We start from the raw sequence: 19,176 nt of genomic DNA on the forward strand, positions 1-19,176 counted from the left end.
GGTGGGTGTGGGGGTGCGGGGGGGGGACTGTCCGGTCGGGGGTAAACGGGTGGGCGGGTGGGGCGGAACCGCCGCGCAGCGGCGGGGACGTGGGATCCGCCGGGCCGCAGGCGAGCGACGGCAAGTGTGGCGCGGGGGGCGACGCTGAGGCCCGGGCCACGGGCCGCCCCCGGGTCAGGAGTCCGTGCCGGAGGTCGGGCCAGGGACCGTGTCGGGGTCGACGGGGTGGGCCCCGTCCTCCAAGGCGCCCCGCCCGGTGAGCGCGGCGAGGCTGCTCCGCACATGATCCATGTGCGCCCGCACCTCGTCCCACCGCTCCCCGTGCTCCCGCAGGACCCGCTCCGTCTCCCGCCCGACCCGCTCCTGACGCATCCGCGCCCGCGCGAACACATCCGCGGCCCGCGCCTCCGCGTCCTCCTGCCCGTGCCGCGCGGCCTCCTCGGCCTGCGCCCTGGCCCGCTCGGCCTCGGCGAGGCGGGCCTCGGCGGCGGCGACGAGCGACGCCTCGTGCGCCTCGGCCTCGGCCTCCCGCTCGGCGATCTCCCGCTCGGCGGCCTCCCAGCGCTCGGCGTGCTCCTTCTCCAGGTCGGCGAGGAGCCCACTGGTGCGCTGCCGCATGTCCCGCAGCGCGGCCAGCGCCTCGCCGCGCCACTGCTTCACGTCCGTACGGGCGGCCACCCGCATCTCGTCCGCGGTGGCGCCGGCCGCGAGCAGCCGCTGCCGGGCCCGTTCCTCCGCCTCGCCGACCACCGAGTCGGCGTACGCCCGCGCGGCCCCGGTGAGCGCCGCCACGCCCGCGGCGGTGGCCTCCTCGGTCTCGCGCGCCGCGGCCGCCGCCGCGTCCCGCACGGCCGCGGCCTCCTCCTCGGTCAGCGCGAGCAGGTACTGCGCGCGCTGCCCCAGCGACTCGTACGTCTGCGGAGCGAGCCGCGCGACGACCTCGCGCATGTGCGCGGCCTCGGCGTCCATCTCCTTCGCGAGGACCGTGAGGCGGGCGGCGCGCTCCCACGCCGCGTCGCGGTCCCGGGACAGGGCGTCGGCGTAGACGTCCACCTGCCCGGGACGGTAGCCGCGCCCGCGCACGGCGACGAAGCCATGAGGTGATACCGACACACCGCTGCCGCTCATCCTTGATCCCCTCTTTCGCCCACACGAACTCTCGCCGTCACGCCGACCGCGTACAACGCGATTGGCGCACATCTTGATGGATCAAGCGGAAGTGGTCATAACGCGACACTCCGCCCATCCCATCCGGTCAAGGATGCGTCAATTGGGGTCAGAAGTCGGAATCGGGTTGTCGTTCCGCAGTACGACGAAGCTCTGAGCGAGCCCCTCGGGCCACCCGCGTACGCGAGCGCGCACGAGCGAGGCGCCCGGCCTGATCCCCAGGTCGGGCGCCTCGTTCAGCTGTTTCCCCGTGCCTCGTACGGGTTACAGGAGTCCGTCCCACATCTGCTCGAGGAGCACCGACCACCAGCTCTCCGGCGACGCGAGCGCCGCCGGGTCGAGGGCGGCGAGCTGGGTCTGGAAGTCGACGGTCCAGCGGCCCGCCTGCTCCTGGTTGAGCCCGTAGCGCAGCCGCCACATGCGGCCGAGGAGCCCGAGGCAGCGGGCGAACTCGGGCAGGCCCGTGTTCACGAACTGCGGCGGCACCGGCGCACCGCCGGGGCCCGCCTCGACCGGCACGGCCACGATGTTCGCGGTGCCGTACTGGACGCAGATCGCCCGCCCGAAGTCACTGCCCATGACGAGGTACGAACCGGCGTCGGACGCGGGCTGCACGCCCCGCTCCTGCGCCATCTCGGCCAGCGTGGGCACCGGCCGCCCCGGCTGGGCCTGCGCCCAGAAGAACGGCCCGAAGTCGACGGGGAGCCCGGCCACGACGAGCGTGTGCGCCACCACGTCCGGCACGCCCTGGCGGGACACCGCCCGCTGGTCGAAGCGGAAGACGCCGGGGCCGAACGCCCCCGCGAGCTCCTGGGCCACGCCCTCCGGCGGCACCGCGGGCGCGGGCGGCACCTGCGGCAGCGGCGCACGCACCGGCGCGGGGCGCGCCGGGCCGTCCGCCACCTGGTGCAACTCACCCTGGTGCGCGAGCAGTTGGTGCATGCCCTGCTGCCGCGAGGCGTGGTCCTTGCCGTACGGCGCGATCGAGGCGATGCGCGCCTGCGGCCAGGTCTCCCGGATCATCCGCGCGCAGTACGCGCCCGGCAGGTCGCAGGACTCCAGCTCGGTGTGGAGTTCGAGGACCTGGTCCGGCGGGATGTTCATGGAGCGCAGCTCGTGGAAGATCTGCCACTCCGGGTGCGGCGTCCCGGGCGCGGACCGCCGGATGACCTGCTGCTCGGACCCGTCGGGCGCGCGGTAGCGCAGCACGGCCTGGTAGCCGGGTCCGACGGTGGGCTGCCCGGTCGGCGGCTGGGGGTAGCCGTACGGCTGGCCGGGGGGCATGCCCTGGCCGGGGGCCATGCCCTGGGCGGGCGGGGGCATGCCGGGGGCGCCCGGGCCACCGGGCACGCCGGGAGGCAGGGGTGCGGCGGGGGCGCCGGGCATTCCGGGTGCGCCGGGGGCGCCGGGCGGCATGGGTGCGCCAGGGCCGCCGACAGCCGGGCCCGCGAGCATGGTGGCGGCGTGGTGGACGCCGCCACCCGGGGCGCCGGGGGCGCCAGGCGCACCGGGGGCTTGTGGCGCGCCGGGGGCGCCGGGAGCTCCAGGGGCGCCGGGCGGGCCGGGAGGCTGCGGAGCACCGGGGGCGCCAGGAGCACCCGGAGGCTTCAGGCCGCCACCCAGGCTCGGGTCGGCCAGCATCGTCGCCGCGTGATGCACCCCACCCGGAGGCGTACCCGGCGCACCAGGCGCACCAGGCGGCTGCGGAGCACCGGGCGCACCAGGAACCGCAGGCGTGGCAGGAGCCCCAGGAGTCTGCCCGTCCGGGCCGAGCGGCGACATCAGCTGCGTCGGTACGTATCCCCCCGCGGGCGCACCCGGAGCACCGGCCCCGGACGGTGGCGGAGTGGCCCCCGGCGCGGGAGCGCCAGGAGCGGGCTGCGCGCCCGGAGGCGGCGTACTCCCGGCGGGAACGCCAGGAGCGGCAGGAGCACCGGGGGCGCCGGGCGCACCCGCGCCGGACGCGTCCTGCCCCTGCGGATAGCCGTACGGAGGCGGCGTACCCGCTCCCGAACCGGCGGGCGGAGGCGGCATGTTCGGGCCACCGACCGCAGAACCAGCCGGAGGCGGCGGCATGTGGGGACCGCCCACCGCGGAACCAGCCGGAGGCGGCGGCATGTTCGGGCCGCCGACCGGCGAACCGGCGGGCGGCGCGGCGGGCGCGTACCCCGCGGGCGGGGGCGGCAGGTCGGGACCGGTCACCGCGGCACCGGCGGGCGGCGGCGGCAGGTTCGGCCCCGCACCCGGCGCACCCGGCGCCGGCTCGTCGAGGGCGGGCGCGATGGCCGTCCTCGGGAGCTGGCTGCCGCCGGACATCAGCGCGGTCTTGGCCTCGGGGGACGCCGAGGGCGGCTGCTCCTCGTCGCCCTCGCCGCCGTCGAACGTCAGCGGCGGCGAGAACACCGTGGCGGGCAGCGGCACCGCCACGTCGTCGGCGTCGGTGTTCGTGTCCGTCCCGGCCCACGGCGTCGCCGACGCGGGCACACCCGGCGCCGCCGCGTCGCCACCGGCCCCCGAGCCCTGGTCGCCACCCGGCGCCCCGGCCGCGGGCCACGGCGTACCGCCGTCGGGCACACCGGGAGCGGGCTGCGCGGCCGGAGGAGCCGCGGGGGCGGCGGCCGGGCCGGGCCCGGCCATGGTCGGAAGCGGCTCGCCCTCCGGCTGCCCGGAAGCACCGGCCGCGACGGCACCGGCACCGAATCCCGCACCGGCGCCCGCGCCGACTCCCGCTCCGGAATCCGCACCGGAATCCGCACCGGAACCACCGTGCGCACCCCCGCCCGCGTCACCGCCGGAGCCGCGCCGGTCCGGAATGCCCAGCTTGTCCGCCGCCTCCTGGAGCCACTCCGGGGGGCTCAACAAGAACGACGTCTGATTCAGGTCCATCCGCTGCGGAGGCTCGGGCGTCGGTTCGGGCGCCGCGTCCGGCACGCCGTACTCCTCCTCGTAACGGCGGATCACCTCACCCACCGGCAGGGCGGGCCACAGCGTCGCCTCGCCGCTGTCCCGGGCGATGACGAGCCGCTGGCGGCCGCCGTCCGAACGGGGGCCGCCCTCGCGGTCCTCCGCCCACACCACGAAGCCGAGCTCGAACTCCCGCACCCGCACCTCGCGGTGGCCGGGGCCCGGCACATCACCGTTGATCCATTCCTCGGCGCGCTCCTGCGCCTGCGCGAAGGTCACCATCGGAAGCTCACTCCCCCACCGGGACGGCGCGCGCGAAGCCGCCGTCCACCATCAGGTTCGCCACGGTCTCCAGCTCGGGCGGACTGCCCGCGAGCCGGGAGAGGAAGGCGTCGAAGTCGTCGCCGCACGGCAGCAGCAGCCGCTGCACACGCTCGGCCGGCGCCCAGGAAGGGTCCACGTCCCGCACGTCGTCGTACGCGCAGAACCACACCGAGCCGATCCGGTCACCCTTGACCTTCACGGCGAGCAGACCGCCCTGCACGAAGCCCACGCCCAGGTAGTCCTTGGTGAGGTGGTCGCGCAGGCACTTGTTGACGTACAGGATGTCGTTGATCGCGGCCTCGTCGCGGACCGTGAAGAACGGCTGGTCGATGAGGAGCCCCAGCTCCGCGTCGAGAGCCGTGCCGACCGGGGCGCAGCCGCCCGCCGCCTTCAGGAAGGAACGGTAGGCGCCGGGCAGGCGGTAGCCCAGGTCCTCCTCGACGCCCGTGATCTGGGCCTCGGTGACGGCGACGGCCGCCTTCGGCAGGGCCAGGTGCGCGGGACGCGTCTCCTGCAGCGGGCGAGTGCCGCGCTTGTTCTGGTCGACGGGCGCCGTGGAGATGCCGCCGTGGTGCCGCAACAGCGCCTTGACCTCGACGGGGACCAGCTCCAGACGGCGGCCGCGCGGCGCGTGGTGCCAGGTCCAGCCATGCGGGGTCGCGACCGCGGGGATCGTGTCCCACAACTCGTGACCGGACGCCGCGAGCGCCGCGTTCGCCGACACGTAGTCCGTCAGGCGCAGCTCGTCCACGCCGAAGCCCTCGGGCGGCTCGGCGATCTCGGCGGCGGCGCGCGCGTACGGCGAGAAGTCCGGGTAGCCGTCACCGTCGACCCGCACCCCTCTGGGGTGGCGGGCGGCGCGGACCGGGTCCGGGAAGTGGACCACCTGCCCGGCGTAGGCCGCGTTCGGCGGCGCGGCTTGCTGCCCGAGCCGACCTGGCCCACCTTGCGTCATGGCGGATGCCCTCCTGCGGCACTGTGAGGTTCACGGACGCCGACAGCCTATGCGCAAGCACGACACCGGTCACCGGGCCCCGAAACCGTGACCACCCGCCACGAGCCAGTCACCCAGAGGCGAAACCCAGGCGTGTCGTACAGCCCCAGCTTCCGCACCACGCGCCCCATTTGGCAGTCTGTTCCCGCAACGCGGGGGCGTGGCACCAGCGGCTGACACCGCGGGCACGGGGAGGGAAACACCACATGCACACGGCACCAAGCGGCATGTCCAACGCGCACGGCACACCTGTCACCGGCTCCGGAACCACCCGCACGGCACCCGGCCCGACCACCGGGGCGACCGCGACGGCCGAGCCCGGGGACCCGCGCGTCGGCTGGAGCAGCGAGCCCGTCGGCGCCCCGGTCCTGCACCACCGCCGCGACGGCATCCTGCCCACCGTGGCCGCCGCCCTCTCGGTCCGCGGCACCACCCTCACCAGCACCCCCAGGCGCGGCGAGGACCCACCGGACCTGCACCCGCTCGTCCAGGACTTCCTCGACACCCTCACCAGCGGCCAGCGCGAACGCTTCACCGGGCGGTGCGCGGAAGCCGTCCTCATCTCCCGGCACCTGACCACCGCCGACGCCGGCCGCTCCAAACGGGCCTCGCGCAAGCCGATGACCAACGGCGAAGCGCGCAAGGCCCTCAAGCACGCCAAACTCACCACCCGCCGCATCCGCGAGGACGGCGACCCCCTGCACGGCGCCTTCGCCCGCCCGTGCCGCTCCTGCACCGCCCTCACCGCGCACTTCGGCGTCCGCGTCGTCGACCCGACCGCGCCCGACGCGTGACGCGGGGCGCCCCCCAGCCGACGACCCCCGGTGCCCCGCGCACCGGCCGCCGCCATCCGCACCCGCACCACGAGGGCCATGCCATGCACACCGACAGTTCCACCCGCTTCCCCGTGCCCGTCGACGCCGCCCTGCGCACCGCGGGCTGGGCGCCGGGCCGCTGGGACATCAAGCAGGCCGAGATCTGGGCCGACGTCCTGCGCCGCCACACCTCACCCGCGGGCCACCAGCACGCGGTGTTCCCCGCAGCCGTGGAGGCCTGGGCGGAGTTCGGCGGGCTGCACGTCACACCGCAGGGCCCGGGCCGCCAGATAGCCCCGGCGGTCCTGCACCTCGACCCGATGTACGGCCTGCACATGGCGCGCACCCTCGGCGACCTCGGCCGGGCCCTCGGCACGGAGGTCTGCCCGCTCGGCGAGGAGACGCAGACGCAGGCGCTGCTCGCCATGGACGCGGAGGGCCGGGTCTACAGCCTCGACCACAGCGGCGACTGGTTCCTCGGCCGCCACCTCGACCAGGCCCTCACCACCCTCGTCGCGGGCACCCAGCCGGTACGGCTCACGACGGGCTGAGGCCCCGCCCACCGACCCGTATGAGGAAGATCACTGACCGGCCGACGCCGGGAGCACCGCGGACACCTTGAAGCCGCCCGCGTCCGTCGGCCCGGACACGAACACGCCGCCGAGCGCGGTCACCCGCTCCTTCATGCCGACCAGGCCGTTGCCGCCGCTGGGCAGCAGCACCTCGGCCGGTCCCGCCTCCGGCGGCGGGCCGTTCTCGACCTGCATGGCGATCTCGGCGGCGCGGTGCGCGAGCCGCACATAGGTCTTCGCGCCCGCCGCGTGCTTGTGCACGTTGGTGAGGGCTTCCTGGACGACGCGGTACGCGGTCTCCTCCACGTCGGCCGCATACCCCCGGGTGTCGCCCTCCACGGACAGGTCCACGGCCATGCCCGCGGCCCGCGACTGGTCCACGAGCTCGTCCAGCTCGGCCAGGCACGGGCCTTCGGGCAGGTCGGGGGCGGTGGGGCCGACGGCGGGCTCGGCGCGGGGCGCCGCCCGGTCGGCGGCCTCGCCGACGGCGGCGAGAGGGACGGGGGCGGGGGCGGGCGCCGGTTTCGGCGGGGCGTCGCCGGCCCGCAGCACGCCGAGCATCTGGCGCAGCTCGGTCAGCGCCTGGCGGCCCATGTCGCCGACCAGGGCGGCGTTCTTCACGGCCTTCTCGGGGTCCTTGCGGGCGACGGCCTGCAGCGCCGCCGCGTGCACGACCATCAGGCTCACGCGGTGCGCGACCACGTCGTGCATGTCGCGGGCGATACGGGTGCGCTCCTCGCCGCGAGCCCACTCCGCGCGCTCCTCGGCGCGCTCCGCGAGCAGTTGCAGCTCCCGCTCCAGGCTGTCGGCGCGCTCGCGCAGGGACTCCATGAGGCGGCGGCGCGCGCCCACGTACAGACCGAGGAGGACCGGCGGTGCGGTCACGCCGAGAGAGGTGCTGATGGCGATGAACGGTATGAAGCCCTCGCCGATGGTCAGGTCGCCGTTGGCCATGTCCTGGTTGGTGCGGACGAACGTGACGATCAGGGTGCCCGCGAGGGACATGCCGGCGAGGGCGCCGATGATGCGGCGCGGCAGCTCGGAGGCGGCGAGGGTGTAGAGGCCGACGATGGCCATCAGGATGCCCATGCGGGCGGGCGTGATCGCGACGGAGATCAGCACGACCGCGATCGGCCAGCGGCGCCGCAGGACGAGGGCGGACCCGGCGAGCACCCCGAAGCCCACGCCCACCGCGACCGGGATGCCCGCGTCGTCGGCGAACTGCACGCCCTCGACACCGCACTCGGCCGCGGACGCGAGGCCGAGGCCCACGTCCAGGACGGCACTGCGCCGCCTCTCCCACCACCACGGCCCGGTCCTGGCCGCGGTGTCGCTTTCCCCCGTCGTGGTCATGCCTTCCAGCGTAAGGGGGTCGGCGCTCCCATATCCGGTGAGTTTCGGGCCCGGTGATCCCGGGCAGGGCGGGGCACGTTCTGGTACCGGCCGGTGCCCCGTGGCGGCGAAACCACCGAGTAACCCTCGAACAGTTGAATCGCCCGGATTTTCGACCCCGGACGTCCGCATTCCGGACGAGGGTGACCGCATGACAGAGACCACCGGCACATACGCCGACTACGAAGACCTCCGCGCACGAGCAATCGCCCTGCGCCGCGAGGGATGCAGCCTCCGCCAGATCCGCGACCGCCTGAAGGTCTTCAACAACGACCTCCTGAACCGCCTGGTCCAGGGAGAGCCCGCGCCGGAGTGGACGCGGCGGCCGAACGCGAAGGACGAGCTGCGGGCGAAGGCGCGGGAACTGCGCCTCGAAGGCTGGACCTACGACCGCATCCAGGCGGAGCTGGGGTGCTCGAAGAGTTCGATCTCACTGTGGGTGCGGGATCTGCCGAAGCCCGAGCGGCGGCCCCCCGCCGAGCAGGCGACGCTGGCGGCCCGCAAGCGGTGGGAGCACGAGTCCGCGGTGCGGGACGAGGAGCGCCAGCGCACCAAGGCGGCCGCAGCGATGGAGGTGGGCGCCCTCTCGGACCGCGAGGTGTTCCTGCTGGGCGTGGTGCTCTACTGGGCGGAGGGCGCCAAGGACAAGCCGTACAGCCGCCGCGAGCGGCTGGCGTTCATCAACAGCGACCCGAACGTCATCGCGCTCTACCTGCGCTGGCTCGACGTGCTCGGCGTGGAGCGCGAGCGACTGCGCTTCCGGGTGAGCATCCACGAATCGGCCGACGTGACCGAAGCCGAGGAGTTCTGGGCCGAGTTGGCGGGCGTACCGGCCGCGACCTTCCAGAAGGCGACCCTCAAGCGGCACAACCCGAAGACCATCAGGAAGAACACGGGCGAGACCTATCGCGGCTGCCTCGCGATCTACACACTCCAGAGCGCCGACCTGTATCGTCGCGTCGAAGGCGCCTGGTACGGCATAGTAGGCGCCGGCACGCGGCCGATCTAGCGAATCGGACATAGCGGAAATCCCGGGTCGTCTAAGGGCAAGACGTCAGATTTTGGATCTGATCATGGGGGTTCGAGTCCTCCCCCGGGAGCAATGAAGTTCGGGTCCCGACCCCAAGGTCGGGGCCCGCACTCATTTCCGCCCCACTACGCCCCGGTATCCTGCGGATGTCCACTCCCCAAGCATCCGAAGCCGAAGGGCACCCCTGTGAGCGCCAATCGCCCGGCAGCCGTCGTCGTCCTCGCAGCGGGTGAGGGCACCCGTATGAAGTCGGCCACGCCGAAGGTCCTGCACGAGATCTGCGGCCGTTCCCTCGTCGGGCACGTGCTCGCCGCCGCCCGCGAGCTGTCCCCCGAGCGTCTGGTCGCCGTCGTCGGACACGAGAGCGAGCGCGTGATCGCGCACCTGGCCGGGATCGACCCCGAGGTGCGCACCGCCTTCCAGGCCCAGCAGAACGGCACCGGCCACGCCGTGCGGATGGGCCTGGAGGAGCTGGGCGGCGGCCCCGACAGCATCGACGGCACGGTCGTCGTGGTCTGCGGCGACACCCCGCTGCTCACCGGCGCGACGCTCACGAGCCTGGCCGCCACGCACTCCGCCGACGGCAACGCGGTGACCGTCCTGACCGCCGAGGTGCCCGACGCGACCGGGTACGGCCGCATCGTGCGCGACGGCGCGTCCGGCGCCGTGACCGCGATCGTCGAGCACAAGGACGCGACCGACGCGCAGCGCGCCATCCGCGAGATCAACTCGGGTGTCTTCGCCTTCGACGGGCAGCTCCTCGCGGACGCCCTCGGCAAGGTCCGCACCGACAACAGCCAGGGCGAGGAGTATCTGACGGACGTCCTCGGCATCCTGCGCGAGGCCGGGCACCGCGTCGGCGCCTGTGTCGCCGACGACCACCGCGAGATCGCGGGCATCAACAACCGCGTCCAACTCGCCGACGCCCGCCGGGTCCTGAACGACCGGCTGCTCACCGCGGCGATGCTCGCGGGCGTCACCGTGGTCGACCCGGCGTCGACGTGGATCGACGCGGGCGTCACCGTCGAGCGCGACGCCGTGGTGCACCCCGGCACCCAGCTCCAGGGCGCCACGCACCTGGGCGAGGGCTGCGAGGTCGGCCCCAACACCCGCCTGAAGGACACCACGGTGGGCGCGGGCGCCCGCGTCGACAACACGGTCGCGGACACCGCCGAGGTGGGCGAGCGGGCGAGCGTCGGTCCGTTCGCGTACTTGCGTCCCGGCACCCGGCTCGGCGTGAAGGCCAAGGCGGGCACGTACGTGGAGATGAAGAACGCCACGATCGGCGAGGGCACCAAGGTCCCGCACCTGAGCTACGTGGGCGACGCGACGATCGGTGAGTACTCCAACATCGGCGCCGCGAGCGTGTTCGTGAACTACGACGGTGAGGCCAAGCACCACACGACGGTGGGGTCGCACTGCAAGACGGGTTCGGACAACATGTTTGTGGCTCCCGTCACGATTGGCGACGGCGCCTACACCGCCGCCGGCTCCGTGATCACGAAGGACGTACCGGCCGGTTCGCTGGCCGTCGCCCGTGGCCAGCAACGGAATATCGAGGGCTGGGTGGCCCGCAAGCGTCCGGGAAGCGCGGCGGCGCGGGCCGCCGAGGCCGCCTCCCGGGCCTCCGAGACCCCGGCCGGCGAAGGCTGACCGGAAACAGGTGCGCCTGACACCGCGTACCGTGATAGGTGCACGAAACCTGATAGGTGCATGAAATCGGCTGGTTGGCGCGAGGGCACCTCGCGGCCAGGGAACACGTCTGAGGAGACTGTGCTGTGAGCGGGATCAAGACGACCGGCGAGAAGAAGATGATGTTCTTCTCCGGCCGCGCCCACCCCGAACTGGCCGAGGAGGTCGCGCATCAGCTGGGTATCGGCGTGGTGCCGACCAAGGCCTTCGACTTCGCCAACGGTGAGATCTATGTGCGCTACCAGGAGTCGGCGCGCGGCGCGGACTGCTTCCTGATCCAGAGCCACACGGCTCCGATCAACAAGTGGATCATGGAACAGCTGATCATGATCGATGCCCTCAAGCGCGCCTCCGCGCGGAGCATCACCGTGATCGTGCCGTTCTACGGCTACGCCCGCCAGGACAAGAAGCACCGTGGCCGTGAGCCCATCTCGGCCCGCCTGGTCGCGGACCTGCTGCAGGCCGCGGGCGCGGACCGGATCGTCTCGGTCGACCTGCACACGGACCAGATCGTCGGCTTCTTCGACGGGCCCGTCGACCACCTCTTCGCGCTGCCGATCCTCGCGGACTACGTGGGCGCGAAGGTCGACAGGGACAAGCTCACGGTCGTCTCCCCCGACGCCGGCCGCGTGCGTGTCGCCGACCGCTGGTGCGACCGCCTGGGCGCCCCCCTGGCGATCGTGCACAAGCGTCGCGACAAGGACGTGGCCAACCAGGTCACCGTGCACGAGGTCGTCGGCAACGTCGAGGGCCGCGTCTGTGTCCTGGTGGACGACATGATCGACACCGGTGGCACGATCTGCGCCGCCGCGGACGCGCTGTTCGCGCACGGCGCCGAGGACGTCATCGTGACGGCCACGCACGGTGTGCTGTCGGGTCCGGCCGCGGACCGCCTGAAGAACTCCAAGGTCAGCGAGTTCGTGTTCACGAACACGCTGCCGACGCCGAACGAGCTGGAGCTCGACAAGATCACGGTGCTCTCGATCGCCCCGACGATCGCCAACGCCGTCCGGGAGATCTTCGAGGACGGCTCCGTGACCAGCCTCTTCGAGGAGCAGAGCGGCCCCGCGTAAGCACGGCCCGCAAGATCCTTTTGGTGCGGCCTCCGTCGCCGAGTAGACTGTCGAAGTTGCTCGGCGAGGGAGGCCGCACTCGCGTTTTCACGAACGCACGGTGTGGCGGTCCGTTATCGACGCGCTCTTCGTAGCAGGCCAGTCGTGGCCGGGTGACCACGTCAGTTCACCTTTTCTACGAGGAGTGCACCATGTCTGAGGTCAAGCTCAGCGCCGAGGTCCGTACCGAGTTCGGCAAGGGCGCCGCCCGCCGCATCCGCCGCGAGGACAAGGTCCCCGGCGTCCTGTACGGCCACGGCACCGACCCGGTCCACATCACCCTGCCCGGCCACGACCTGCTCCTGGCCCTGCGTACCTCCAACGTCCTGATCTCCCTGGACATCGAGGGCAAGTCCGAGCTGGCCATCCCGAAGGCGGTCCAGCGCGACGCCCTCCGTCAGGGCATCCTCAAGCACGTCGACCTGCTCCTCGTGAAGCGCGGCGAGAAGGTCAACGTCGAGGTCCCCGTCGTCGCCGAGGGTGAGCTCGCCCCGGGCGCCAACCTCCTGGAGCACGTCCTCAACGCGCTTCCGGTCGAGGCCGAGGCCACCCACATCCCCGAGTCCCTGAGCGTCTCCATCGCGGGCCTGGAGGCCGGTGCCTCCGTCCTCGCCAAGGACATCGCGCTGCCCTCGGGCGTCTCCCTGGCCGTCGAGGACGACACCGTCGTCCTGCAGGTCCTGGCCGCGCAGGCCGAGGAGGCCCCGGCCGAGGCCGCGGGCGACGAGGCCGCCGAGGCCTGAGCCTCGATCCAGTAGTACCGACCGCCGCTCAGCGCCCTGGCGCTGGGCGGCGGTTGCGCTATGAAGGTGCCATGAAGGAGACACACAGATGACGACGGACCCCAGCGCCCCCTGGCTGATCGTGGGTCTCGGCAACCCCGGCCCCGGCTACGCCATGAACCGCCACAACGTCGGCTTCATGGTCGCCGACCTGCTCGCCGACCGCATCGGCGGCAGCTTCAAGCGGGCCGCCAAGGCGCAGGCGCACGTCCTTGAGGGCCGGATCGGCCCGATGGGCCCCGGCAGCCGCCGGGTCGTCCTCGCCAAGCCCGGCTCGTACATGAACCTGTCGGGCGGCCCCGTCACCGCGCTGCGCGACTTCTACAAGGTCCCGACGGCGAACGTCGTCGCCGTCCACGACGAGCTGGACATCGACTACGGCGTGCTGCGCCTGAAGCTGGGCGGCGGCGACAACGGCCACAACGGTCTGAAGTCGATGACGAAGGCGATGGGCGCCGACTACCACCGGGTCCGCTTCGGCATCGGCCGTCCGCCGGGCCGGATGCAGGTCGCGGACTTCGTCCTCAAGGACTTCTCGTCCGCCGAGCGCAAGGAGCTGGACTACTTCGTGGACCGGGCCGCGGACGCCGTGGAGTGCCTGGTGACCGAGGGTCTTGAGCGGGCGCAGGGCACGTACAACTCCTGACGTAGGGGACGTTCACGCCGTCGCCTGTTGACGCAGCGTGCCGCCCTCCCCAAGGATCGCCGCCATGCCCGCATACGTACTACGGGGCGCGGCAGGGATCCTTGCCGCCCTCATCCTGGCCGCCGGTGTCTGGGCGTCGTGGGACTCGGCGCGGTACGTGATGCTGTCGGACGGAGGGCGGGAGCGAGGCACGCTGTCCCTCGCGCGCTGTGGCGACGACACCTGCACCGGCCCCTACGCCCCCGCGTCCGGGAGCACGGCACGCGACCGCGTCGTCATCGACCGCTCGGTCGCGACGCCCAAGGGCGAACGCATCCCTGTCGTGGTCAAGCCCGACTCGGACGAGGCCGTCCGCAGCGGCGGTCCGGGCTTCCTGCACGCGTGGCTGCCGCTGGGCGGCGCGCTGCTCCTTGCCGCGGTGGTGGTGGCCGGGGGGCTGCGCCTGAACCGGGTGGCGGGTGTCCTCGCGCTCGCCGGGGGGATCCAGCTGTCGGCGGCGTTCGCGGCGCTGAGCCTCTGAGGCACCGGCCTGGCGGATATACGAGGGCCCCTCACCCGCGCGGGTGAGGGGCCCTCGTCCACGTCGAGGCGCCGCGTCAGCCGGTGTTGCGCAGCCCCGCCGCGACGCCGTTGACGGTGAGCAGCAGCGCCCGTGCGAGCAGCGGGTCGGCCTCGTCGCCTGCGGCGACCGCGTCCCGCTGCCGCTTGAGCAGCGCGACCTGGAGGTAGGAGATCGGGTCCAGGTAGGCGTCGCGGATCGAGAAGGTCTGCTGGAGCACCGGGTTGGAGTCGAGCAGGCGCTCGCCGCCGGTGACGCGCAGGACCTCGGCGACCGTGAGCGCGTGCTCGGCCTCGATGGTGTCGAAGACGTGCTTCAGGTCGTCGGGCACCAGCGAGTCCACGTAGTGCCGGGCGATGCGCAGGTCGGTCTTGGCGAGCGTCATCTCCACGTTGGAGACGAAGTTCCGGAAGAAGTGCCAGTGCTCGTGCATCTCGTCGAGGACGGCGTCGAGTCCGGCTTCGCGGAGCGCCTTGAGTCCGGAGCCCACGCCGAACCAGCCGGGCACGATCTGCCGTGACTGGGTCCAGCCGAACACCCACGGGATGGCGCGCAGGCCGTCGAGGGAGACGCCGGAGCCGGGGCGCCGGGAGGGCCGGGAGCCCAGGTGCAGGTCGGCGAGCTGGTCGACGGGGGTGGAGGCGAGGAAGTAGGTCGGCAGGTCCGGGTCCTCGACGAGCCTGCGGTACGCGGAGTGCGCGGCGTCGGACACGACGTCCATCGCGGCGTCCCAGCGGGCCAGGGCCTCGTCGGACTGGCGGGGCGCGGTGTGCAGGGCGGAGGCCTGGAGGGTGGCGGCGACCGTCAGTTCCAGGTTCTCCCGGGCCAGGGAAGGCACCAGGTACTTGTCGGAGATGACCTCGCCCTGCTCGGTCACCTTGATCTCGCCCTCCAGGGTGCCCCAGGGCTGGGCGAGGATCGCGTCGTGGGAGGGGCCGCCGCCGCGGCCGACGGTGCCGCCGCGGCCGTGGAAGAGCCGCAGGCGGACGCCGTAGCGGTGGGCGACGTCGCGCAGTCGGCGCTGGGCGCGGTGGATCTCCCACTGCGAGGTGGTGATGCCGCCGAACTTGGAGGAGTCGGAGTATCCGAGCATGACCTCCTGCACGTCCCCGCGGAGCGCGACCAGCCTGCGGTACGACGGGTCGGCGAGCATCTCGTCCAGGATGACGTCGGCGGCGCGCAGCTCGTCGGTGGTCTCCAGGAGCGGCACGATGCCGATCTTCGCCCAGCCCGCGTGCAGGTCGATGAGTCCGGCCTCGCGGGCGAGGACGGCGGCGGCGAACACGTCGTCGGCGCCCTGGCACATGGAGATGATGTACGACTCGACGACCTCGGGCCCGAACACGTCCAGGGCCTTCTTGACCGTGCCGAACACGCCGAGCGTCTTCTCCCCGGCCGCGTCGAGCGGCGCCGGGGACGGCGCGAGCGGGCGGCGCGAGCGCAGCTCCTTGGCGAGGAGCTTCTGGCGGTACTCGCGCGGCATGTCGGCGTACCGCCAGGACTCCTCGCCGAGCCGGTCGAAGAGCTGGCCGAGGGCGTGGTGGTGGGCGTCGGCGTGCTCGCGCACGTCCATGGTGGCGAGCTGCAGGCCGAAGGCGGCGAGGGTGCGGATGGTGCGGTTCATGCGGCCGTCGGAGAACAGGCCGCCCTTGTGGGCGCGCAGCGACGTCTGGATGAGCGTGAGGTCGTGCAGCAGCTCGGCGGTGCCCAGGTAGTCGCGGCCCGGCTCGTGCGCGGTGCCCTTGGCCAGGCGCTGCTTGGTGTTCTCCAGCTTCTGCCGGACGCAGGTGGCCTTGAGGCGGTAGGGCTCCTCGGCGTTGAGGCGCTTGTAGCGGGGGCTGATCTCCGGGAGGCGCTCCAGGTCGCACTGGAGGGAGTCGAGGAGTTCCTCGGTGGCGCCGGTGTAGCGGATGGAGTTGGAGAGGAAGCCGCGCAGCTCGTCGATCAGCTCCAGGGCGTCGTTGATGCCGTGCTCGTGCTGGAGGATCAGGACTTCCCAGGTGACCTCGGGCGTCACGTTCGGGTTGCCATCGCGGTCGCCGCCGATCCAGGTGCCGAAGGTCAGCGGGCGGGTCTCGCTCGGCAGCTGCACGCCGACGCGCTCCAGCTCGGCGGTCAGGTCCTCCAGGACGTCGCCGACGGCGCCGGCGTGCAGCTCGTCCAGGTAGTAGATGGCGTTGCGGGCCTCGTCGGCGGGCTCGGGGCGGACCACGCGCAGCTCGTCGGTCTGCCAGACGAGGTCGATGTTCTCGGCCAGACGGGTGTCGTGGCGGCGCCGGTCGGACTCGATGACCGGGGTCTCCAGGAGCTCGGCGACCCGGCGGAGCTTGTTCAGGACGGAGCGGCGGGCGGCCTCGGTGGGGTGCGCGGTGAAGACCGGGCGCACGTTCAGGTGCTCGACGGTCTGGCGCAGGTGCTCGGGGTCGGCGTCCTTGAGGCGGTCCGCGGTGCGGGCGAGGAGGCCGCCCTCGGCGGCGCGGCGGGCCCGCAGCTCACGGCCGCGGTGCACCTGCTCGGTGACGTTCGCGAGGTGGAAGTAGGTGGAGAAGGCGCGCACCAGCTTCGCGGCGGTCTCCAGCTCGGTGCCGCCGAGGAGCGCCGCGGCGGCTTCGCCGTCCTCGCGGGTCAGGCGGCGGACCTTCTCCACCAGGTCCAGGAGCTCGGGGCCCTCCTGGCGTACGAGGGTCTCGCCGAGGAGGTCGCCGAGGCGACGGATGTCGGCGCGCAGCTCGCTGTTCGTCCCGGCCGAGGTGGACGTGGTGCTCGCGGTGGCCGTGGTAGCGGTCTGGTCGTCGGCACTGCTCACAGGTGCGGCTCCTTGCGGTGAAGCCCGCCGTTTCCGGGACGGAGAACGGGGGTGGGCACGTCTGGGAGGGGTCCCGGCCGTGGAACCGGGGGAGATACAGAGCGGACCGCGCTGTCCGACCGATCCAAGGATAGGTGTCGCCGGGTCGGGCGGACTCGCGGCCTCTTGCCGCGATGCCGCGCACTGCGATACTTACGAGGCCGTAACCTACGGTCCCGTAGCCACGCGTATGAGCGGCCCTTCCACGGGCACCCGTCCGTCCGGTGCCTTCCCGCACGGCGCGTGTCGACACCTCCGGATTTCCCGAGCACCGCATCTCCCGCAGTCACCCTCGACCCCCCAGGGGAAGCCCCTATGACCACGAGCCCCGACGTCATCGAAGAATCAGAGGGGGCGCCGGCGGGCGCCCCGCTCCCGTCCGCGACCCTCGGTGGTGAACAGAAGCGCTCCGTGGAGCAGCTCGCGCTGCTCCTCTTCATCACCGTCCCGTTCCTCGCCCTGCTGGCGGCGGTGCCGCTGGCCTGGGGCTGGGGAGTCAGCTGGCTGGACCTCGGCCTCCTTGTGTTCATGTACTACCTGGGCTGCCACGGCATCACCATCGGCTTCCACCGCTACTTCACGCACGGCTCCTTCAAGGCGAAGCGCCCGCTGCGGATCGCCCTGGCGGTCGCCGGGTCGATGGCCGTCGAGGGTCCGCTGGTGCGCTGGGTCGCCGACCACCGCAAGCACCACAAGTTCTCCGACGCCGAGGGCGACCCGCACTCGCCGTGGCGCTTCGGCGAGACGGTCCCCGCCCTGATGAAGGGCCTGTGGTGGGCGCACATCGGGTGGCTGTTCGACGAGGAGCAGACCCCGCAGGAGAAGTACGCGCCCGACCTGATCAAGGACCCGGCGATCCGGGCCGTCTCGCGTCAGTTCGTCCTGTGGACCGTGGTGTCGCTCGCGCTGCCGCCGTTGGTGGGCGGCCTGGTCACGATGTCCTGGTGGGGCGCGTTCACGGCCTTCTTCTGGGGCTCACTCGTCCGGGTGGCGCTCCTCCACCACGTGACGTGGTCGATCAACTCGATCTGCCACGCCGTGGGCAAGCGCCCCTTCAAGTCCCGCGACCGCTCCGGCAACGTGTGGTGGCTCGCGGTCCTGTCCTGCGGCGAGTCCTGGCACAACCTGCACCACGCCGACCCGACGAGCGCCCGCCACGGTGTGATGCGCGGCCAGCTCGACTCGTCCGCGCGGCTCATCCGCTGGTTCGAACAGCTCGGTTGGGCGTACGACGTGCGGTGGCCCACGAAGTCCCGGATCGACGCCCGCCGCAAGGGGCCCGACGGCGCGGACGGGACCGGTGCGATTCCCGCCCCTGGCAAGCCCCAGGCCGTAGACGCGGCATGATGGACCACGTGGCGACCGACCCCAGCAATCCGAGCACGACGCGCTCCGCCCGGGCCCCGCAGGGCTCCGCGAGTTCGAACAACGACAAGCCCCGGCGGGCCCGCCGGACCCGGATGACCGGCGCCGAGCGCCGTGAGCAGCTGCTGGACATCGGCCGCACCCTGTTCGCCGCCAAGGGCTTCGAGGGCACGTCGGTCGAGGAGATCGCGGCGAAGGCCGGTGTCTCCAAGCCCGTCGTGTACGAACACTTCGGCGGCAAGGAGGGTCTGTACGCGGTCGTGGTGGACCGCGAGATGCGTCAGCTCCTCGGCATGGTCACCGGGTCCCTCACCGCCGGGCACCCCCGCGAGCTGTGCGAGCAGGCCGCCTTCGCCCTCCTCGACTACATCGAGGAGTACACGGACGGCTTCCGCATCCTGGTCCGCGACTCCCCCATCCCCCAGTCCACCGGCTCCTTCGCCTCCCTGATCTCCGACATCGCCACGCAGGTCGAGGACATCCTCGGCCAGGAGTTCAAGACCCGCGGCTTCGACCCCAAGCTCGCCCCTCTGTACGCCCAGGCCCTCGTCGGCAGCGTCGCCCTCACGGGCCAGTGGTGGCTGGACGTCCGCAAGCCCAAGAAGGCGGAAGTCGCCGCCCACCTAGTCAACCTCGCCTGGCACGGCCTGGACGGCCTGGAGCCGAAGCCGCGCCTGATAGGCCATCGCAAGTCCTGACGTCACGCTGTCGGGGGCGGGTGCGGCGTGCGCGGGTGCGCCGGGTGCGGGTGCCCCGGGTGCGGGTGCGCCGGGTGCGGGTGCCCCGGGTGCGGGGGGCCGCCCGCCCGACGGTGTCGTACCCGCGCGCGGCGCGGTGGGCTCTTCCCACCGCGCTGCGCGCGGCGGCTGAGAGGGGCGCCCGGCACCCTCGAGAGGCGGCCTGTGGCCCGGTCGGCCCCCGCTGAACGCCGGCGGCAGCCGTCCGTCCCCGCTCCGCGGGGACCTTTCCCACCCACC

Annotated in this window: 15 protein-coding genes and 1 tRNA gene; 11 read left to right on the forward strand and 5 right to left on the reverse strand. The window is 73.0% G+C overall.

Annotated features, from left to right (window positions below; all coding sequences use genetic code 11):
- Window positions 1-174: 174 nt before the first annotated feature.
- The 3 genes from OO63_RS47260 to OO63_RS39460 form a co-directional block, all read right to left on the reverse strand.
- Window positions 175-1,128: a hypothetical protein gene (locus tag OO63_RS47260; RefSeq protein WP_051811689.1), complete on the reverse strand. Its 954-nt coding sequence runs from the start codon at window positions 1,126-1,128 to the stop codon at window positions 175-177.
- A 303-nt stretch (window positions 1,129-1,431) separates the two neighbouring features.
- Complete coding sequence (locus tag OO63_RS42700) at window positions 1,432-4,353, reverse strand: SUKH-4 family immunity protein (protein WP_051811691.1); 2,922 nt, start codon at window positions 4,351-4,353, stop codon at window positions 1,432-1,434.
- A gap of 7 nt (window positions 4,354-4,360) precedes the next feature.
- The gene (locus OO63_RS39460) at window positions 4,361-5,350 is read right to left on the reverse strand and encodes an SMI1/KNR4 family protein (protein ID WP_030360646.1); all 990 of its coding nucleotides are present in this window, start codon (window positions 5,348-5,350) and stop codon (window positions 4,361-4,363) included.
- A 266-nt stretch (window positions 5,351-5,616) separates the two neighbouring features.
- Between OO63_RS39460 and OO63_RS39465 the strand changes: the two genes are divergently transcribed.
- Together OO63_RS39465 and OO63_RS39470 are read left to right on the forward strand one after the other, a co-directional pair.
- Entirely contained in the window at window positions 5,617-6,183 is a 567-nt protein-coding gene (locus tag OO63_RS39465; protein WP_030360645.1) for a YwqJ-related putative deaminase, read from the forward strand.
- Between the two features lie 83 nt (window positions 6,184-6,266).
- Window positions 6,267-6,755 (forward strand): SUKH-3 domain-containing protein, encoded by a 489-nt coding sequence (locus tag OO63_RS39470; RefSeq protein ID WP_030360644.1) that lies wholly within the window; start codon window positions 6,267-6,269, stop codon window positions 6,753-6,755.
- A 30-nt stretch (window positions 6,756-6,785) separates the two neighbouring features.
- On the opposite strand, the gene OO63_RS39475 is transcribed toward OO63_RS39470, so the two are convergent.
- The gene (locus tag OO63_RS39475) at window positions 6,786-8,129 is read right to left on the reverse strand and encodes a sensor histidine kinase (RefSeq protein ID WP_030360643.1); all 1,344 of its coding nucleotides are present in this window, start codon (window positions 8,127-8,129) and stop codon (window positions 6,786-6,788) included.
- Window positions 8,130-8,319: 190 nt separating this feature from the next.
- Here OO63_RS39475 and OO63_RS39480 point away from each other — a divergent pair, with 190 nt between their 5' ends.
- The 7 genes from OO63_RS39480 to OO63_RS39510 all read left to right on the forward strand — a co-directional run bounded on the left by OO63_RS39480 (window position 8,320) and on the right by OO63_RS39510 (window position 13,950).
- Window positions 8,320-9,177: a helix-turn-helix domain-containing protein gene (locus tag OO63_RS39480; protein WP_030360642.1), complete on the forward strand. Its 858-nt coding sequence runs from the start codon at window positions 8,320-8,322 to the stop codon at window positions 9,175-9,177.
- 20 nt (window positions 9,178-9,197) lie between these two features.
- Window positions 9,198-9,268 (forward strand) — tRNA-Gln (locus OO63_RS39485).
- A gap of 116 nt (window positions 9,269-9,384) precedes the next feature.
- The gene (gene glmU / locus OO63_RS39490) at window positions 9,385-10,851 is read left to right on the forward strand and encodes a bifunctional UDP-N-acetylglucosamine diphosphorylase/glucosamine-1-phosphate N-acetyltransferase GlmU (protein ID WP_030360641.1); all 1,467 of its coding nucleotides are present in this window, start codon (window positions 9,385-9,387) and stop codon (window positions 10,849-10,851) included.
- A gap of 125 nt (window positions 10,852-10,976) precedes the next feature.
- The gene (locus OO63_RS39495) at window positions 10,977-11,963 is read left to right on the forward strand and encodes a ribose-phosphate diphosphokinase (protein ID WP_030360640.1); all 987 of its coding nucleotides are present in this window, start codon (window positions 10,977-10,979) and stop codon (window positions 11,961-11,963) included.
- Window positions 11,964-12,154: 191 nt separating this feature from the next.
- Window positions 12,155-12,745: a 50S ribosomal protein L25/general stress protein Ctc gene (locus tag OO63_RS39500; RefSeq protein WP_030360639.1), complete on the forward strand. Its 591-nt coding sequence runs from the start codon at window positions 12,155-12,157 to the stop codon at window positions 12,743-12,745.
- Window positions 12,746-12,833: 88 nt separating this feature from the next.
- Window positions 12,834-13,430: an aminoacyl-tRNA hydrolase gene (gene pth / locus OO63_RS39505; RefSeq protein ID WP_030360638.1), complete on the forward strand. Its 597-nt coding sequence runs from the start codon at window positions 12,834-12,836 to the stop codon at window positions 13,428-13,430.
- Window positions 13,431-13,494: 64 nt separating this feature from the next.
- Window positions 13,495-13,950 (forward strand): hypothetical protein, encoded by a 456-nt coding sequence (locus tag OO63_RS39510; RefSeq protein ID WP_030360637.1) that lies wholly within the window; start codon window positions 13,495-13,497, stop codon window positions 13,948-13,950.
- 76 nt (window positions 13,951-14,026) lie between these two features.
- On the opposite strand, the gene ppc is transcribed toward OO63_RS39510, so the two are convergent.
- Window positions 14,027-16,795, reverse strand: coding sequence for a phosphoenolpyruvate carboxylase (gene ppc, locus OO63_RS39515; protein WP_030360636.1), 2,769 nt, complete (start codon window positions 16,793-16,795; stop codon window positions 14,027-14,029).
- Window positions 16,796-17,149: 354 nt separating this feature from the next.
- Between ppc and OO63_RS39520 the strand changes: the two genes are divergently transcribed.
- Both OO63_RS39520 and OO63_RS39525 read left to right on the forward strand, forming a co-directional pair.
- Window positions 17,150-18,181, forward strand: a complete 1,032-nt coding sequence (locus tag OO63_RS39520; protein ID WP_051811693.1) for an acyl-CoA desaturase — start codon at window positions 17,150-17,152, stop codon at window positions 18,179-18,181.
- Window positions 18,178-18,897, forward strand: coding sequence for a TetR/AcrR family transcriptional regulator (locus tag OO63_RS39525; protein ID WP_030360634.1), 720 nt, complete (start codon window positions 18,178-18,180; stop codon window positions 18,895-18,897). The genes OO63_RS39520 and OO63_RS39525 overlap by 4 nt, the downstream gene beginning before the upstream one ends.
- The last annotated feature ends 279 nt before the right edge of the window (window positions 18,898-19,176 follow it).

The sequence above is a fragment of the Streptomyces alboflavus genome (assembly GCF_000716675.1).
Taxonomy (GTDB): domain Bacteria; phylum Actinomycetota; class Actinomycetes; order Streptomycetales; family Streptomycetaceae; genus Streptomyces; species Streptomyces alboflavus.

Bases quoted from the DNA above. Each gene is read 5' to 3' on its own strand.
- OO63_RS39475 (WP_030360643.1), bottom strand. From the start codon at position 8,129: ATGACCACGACGGGGGAAAGCGACACCGCGGCCAGGACCGGGCCGTGG.
- pth (WP_030360638.1), top strand. From the start codon at position 12,834: ATGACGACGGACCCCAGCGCCCCCTGGCTGATCGTGGGTCTCGGCAAC.
- OO63_RS39470 (WP_030360644.1), top strand. From the start codon at position 6,267: ATGCACACCGACAGTTCCACCCGCTTCCCCGTGCCCGTCGACGCCGCC.
- OO63_RS47260 (WP_051811689.1), bottom strand. From the start codon at position 1,128: ATGAGCGGCAGCGGTGTGTCGGTATCACCTCATGGCTTCGTCGCCGTG.
- OO63_RS42700 (WP_051811691.1), bottom strand. From the start codon at position 4,353: ATGGTGACCTTCGCGCAGGCGCAGGAGCGCGCCGAGGAATGGATCAAC.
- OO63_RS39465 (WP_030360645.1), top strand. From the start codon at position 5,617: ATGTCCAACGCGCACGGCACACCTGTCACCGGCTCCGGAACCACCCGC.
- OO63_RS39500 (WP_030360639.1), top strand. From the start codon at position 12,155: ATGTCTGAGGTCAAGCTCAGCGCCGAGGTCCGTACCGAGTTCGGCAAG.
- OO63_RS39510 (WP_030360637.1), top strand. From the start codon at position 13,495: ATGCCCGCATACGTACTACGGGGCGCGGCAGGGATCCTTGCCGCCCTC.
- OO63_RS39480 (WP_030360642.1), top strand. From the start codon at position 8,320: ATGACAGAGACCACCGGCACATACGCCGACTACGAAGACCTCCGCGCA.
- OO63_RS39520 (WP_051811693.1), top strand. From the start codon at position 17,150: ATGACCACGAGCCCCGACGTCATCGAAGAATCAGAGGGGGCGCCGGCG.
- OO63_RS39525 (WP_030360634.1), top strand. From the start codon at position 18,178: ATGATGGACCACGTGGCGACCGACCCCAGCAATCCGAGCACGACGCGC.
- OO63_RS39460 (WP_030360646.1), bottom strand. From the start codon at position 5,350: ATGACGCAAGGTGGGCCAGGTCGGCTCGGGCAGCAAGCCGCGCCGCCG.